The 2,810-nt window shown below is 71.3% G+C and carries 3 protein-coding genes and 1 pseudogene; 3 read left to right on the top strand and 1 reads right to left on the bottom strand.

Features of this window, described 5'->3' with window-relative positions; translation table 11 throughout:
- Positions 1-1,018, bottom strand: a 1,018-nt coding sequence (locus tag E1293_RS46100) for an ATP-binding cassette domain-containing protein (RefSeq protein ID WP_132206350.1), incomplete at its 3' end; no start/stop codon positions are given.
- Positions 1,019-1,081: 63 nt separating this feature from the next.
- Between E1293_RS46100 and E1293_RS46095 the strand changes: the two genes are divergently transcribed.
- The 3 genes and pseudogenes from E1293_RS46095 to E1293_RS46085 form a co-directional block, all read left to right on the top strand.
- Positions 1,082-1,705, top strand: a complete 624-nt coding sequence (locus E1293_RS46095; protein WP_132206348.1) for a TetR/AcrR family transcriptional regulator — start codon at positions 1,082-1,084, stop codon at positions 1,703-1,705.
- 96 nt (positions 1,706-1,801) lie between these two features.
- Complete coding sequence (locus E1293_RS46090; protein WP_132206346.1) at positions 1,802-2,101, top strand: DUF6191 domain-containing protein; 300 nt, start codon at positions 1,802-1,804, stop codon at positions 2,099-2,101.
- A 391-nt stretch (positions 2,102-2,492) separates the two neighbouring features.
- Positions 2,493-2,810 (top strand): annotated as a pseudogene (locus tag E1293_RS46085) (pyridoxamine 5'-phosphate oxidase family protein); the annotation flags it as partial.

The following is a 2,810-nucleotide window of genomic DNA, read 5'->3' as shown; positions in this document are numbered from 1 at the left end:
GGGTCGGGGGTGTGCGGCCAGCCGGGGTCGTGTGGTCGGTCAGGGGTGTGCGGCCGGTCAGGGCGAGGAAGGCCTCGTCCAGGCTGGGCTGGCCTAGGGAGACCTCGGCGACGCCCACGCGTGCCTCGGCGAGCCGGGTCATGGCGTGCCCGACCAGCCCGCCCACGTCCGCCGCGCCGGCCGGAGTGGCGAGCAGCATGGACAAGGCGAGCGGATCGGAGCCGGGATGGACCGTCCCTTCCAGGGCGCCCGCCAGGATCTGCCGTGCCAGCGGACGCTGCTCGCCGTCCAGAAGCCGGACGTGCAGCGCGCCCGCGCCCACCCGGGCCTTGAGTTGCGCGCTGGTGCCTTCGGCCACGATCCGGCCCTGGTCGATCACCGCGATCTGCTCGGCGAGCTGGTCGGCCTCGTCGAGGTACTGGGTGGTGAGCAGCACCGTGGTCCCCGCGGCGGCGATCTGACGGACCAGCTCCCACACCCGGCTCCGGCTGCGCGGATCGAGCCCGGTGGTCGGCTCGTCGAGGAACAGCAGGTCGGGGGTCAGGATCAGGCCGGCCGCGATGTCCAGGCGGCGGCGCATCCCGCCCGAGTACCCGCCCACCGTCCGGCCGGCGGCGCCGGTGAGGTCGAAGGCGGCGAGCAGGTCATCGGCCCGCCGCCCGGCGGCGGTGCCTGCCAGGCCGTGGAGGCGGCCCAGGATGATCAGGTTCTCGTGCCCGGTGAGGTCCTCGTCCAGGGCGGCGAACTGGCCGGTCACCGACACCCGGGCCCGGATCGCGTTCCGCTCGGCGACCAGGTCGTGGCCGAGGACGCGGGCGGTGCCGCCGTCAGGCCGGGTCAGCGTGGCCAGAATGCGGATCGCGGTGGTCTTGCCCGCGCCGTTTGGTCCGAGGAACCCGAACACCTGACCGCGCCGGACCGTGAGGTCGATTCCGTCCAGCGCCCGGGTCGCCCCGTAGACCTTGACCAGCCCGTGCGCCTCGATCGCCGCACCGCCACCCGCACCGTTCTTTGACATGCTGTAAGCGTTAACTATCTCTTACGACGTGTCAAGGTTGTGTCGGGCGGATAGCATCGCCGGGTGAGTGACACGCCGGACACCGCCGCACCGTCCCGCCCCCGGCGGTCCGACGCCCGGCGGAGCATCGACGCCATCCTCGACGCGGCGCGCATCGTCCTCGGCGAGCGGCCCGACGCGAGCATGGAGGAGATCGCCACCAAGGCCGGCGTCACCCGCCAGACCGTCTACGCGCACTTCCCCTCACGCGACGCCCTCATGGCCGCCCTCATCGAGACCGCGGCCGCCGAATACGCCGCCCTGCTCGACGCCGCCGACCTCGAAACCGCCCCGCCCGCCGACGCGCTGGCCGGGTTCCTCGACGCCGGCTGGCGATTCCTCCGCCGCTACCCGCTCCTGCTGGACCCGACCGTCACCTGGATCCCGCGGCCGACGAGCAACGACCCCCACGACGTCGTGCCCCCGCGCCTGGAACGGCTCATCCAGCGAGGCCAGCGCACGGGCGACCTGGACGGTTCGGTCTCCGCCGCCTGGCTGACCGCCGCCGTCATCGGACTCCAACACGCCGCCGCCGCAGAGGTCTCCGCCGCCCGCCTATCCGCCGACGAAGCGGCGACCCTGTGCCTGGAAAGCACACTCCGCATCTGCGGCAGCACCACCACCCGCCCCACGCCGACCCACCCATGACGCGACCCTCCGCGGGCTCGATGGGTCGCCTCGGCGCGGCAGTGCAACTGCCGGCGCGGCACGTTCGTTGGCGGAGCTATGGCGCTGGTTGCATTTATGACGATTCCTGGGCTCGTGGTCGGCCTGGTCGCTTTCGCCGTCCTCGACCACGCCGGCCTGTGGGCGCATCGCAAGTTCCGCCTCCCTTGGCGCCGGGACGAGGTGGGCCGCCCGGTTTCAGCGATCGCGGTAGGGGAGCTGGACGTCTTCTTCCAGGGGACGCACCGCAACCAGCAAGACCAGCGCAGCTCGTCCCTGATCCATCGGGACGAGGAGAACGACGCCGCACCCCCGCACACCACCATCGACCTGGACGCGGGAACAGCCGTCATACGTCTCCCGCCTACCCCAGCCTGACAACTAATGGGCCTGGGCGAACTGCCCTCGCCCGACCGGGCTACGCGAACCTCCTGCCGGGCAACGCCCGCCCAGGAACGTCCGCAAATGCCGACGCCCAAGCTCGCCCAGCGAGACGCCGACCCGCGCCCCGCCTTCAAGCGTTCGGCGTAGGCAAAGTGTCGGACCCAAGTGGCAGGTTCATGTGCTCGGTACAACGTCCCTCTACGTGGGGAGGCCAATGGCCAACTGGCACGAGGTCGTCGAGTCGGCACCGGAGTTGCAGCGTCTTGTGCTTGTGCGCTTCGAATGATTCCCGTACCAGGGCCGCCCCACGCTGCGCAGCGACGGCTCGCCACGGGTCAGCGGCATCGAGGCCTACTTCATCGGCGACGACCTTTGGTTCGGCTCCATGTCCGGCGCTCTGAAGACCCGCGACCTCCAGCGTGACCCCCGGTTCGCATTGCACGGCCCACCCGTCCTCCTCAGCACCGAGACCAAGCCCACCGGCCCAGGCGACGCCAAGATCTCCGGGCGCGCAAACCCGGAAACCGACCGCGACCGCATCAAGCAGATGCTGACGGCCCGCGGCATGGACGCCGACGCCTTCACCGACTCCCACTTCTTCACCGCCGGCATCGAAGAGGCCGTCCTGACCCAACTAGAGGGCCCGACCATGACCATCACCCTGTGGCGCCCAGGCCACCCCCTACACCACACCACCCGCACC

The sequence above is a fragment of the Actinomadura darangshiensis genome, assembly GCF_004349235.1.
Lineage (GTDB): Bacteria > Actinomycetota > Actinomycetes > Streptosporangiales > Streptosporangiaceae > Spirillospora > Spirillospora darangshiensis.
Note: the sequence above shows the minus strand (reverse complement) of the source record. Positions and strands in the feature narration are given on the sequence as shown.

What these genes read in the sequence shown, in the direction of transcription:
- E1293_RS46090 (WP_132206346.1), top strand. Translation starts at nt 1,802, where the DNA reads ATGACGATTCCTGGGCTCGTGGTCGGCCTGGTCGCTTTCGCCGTCCTC.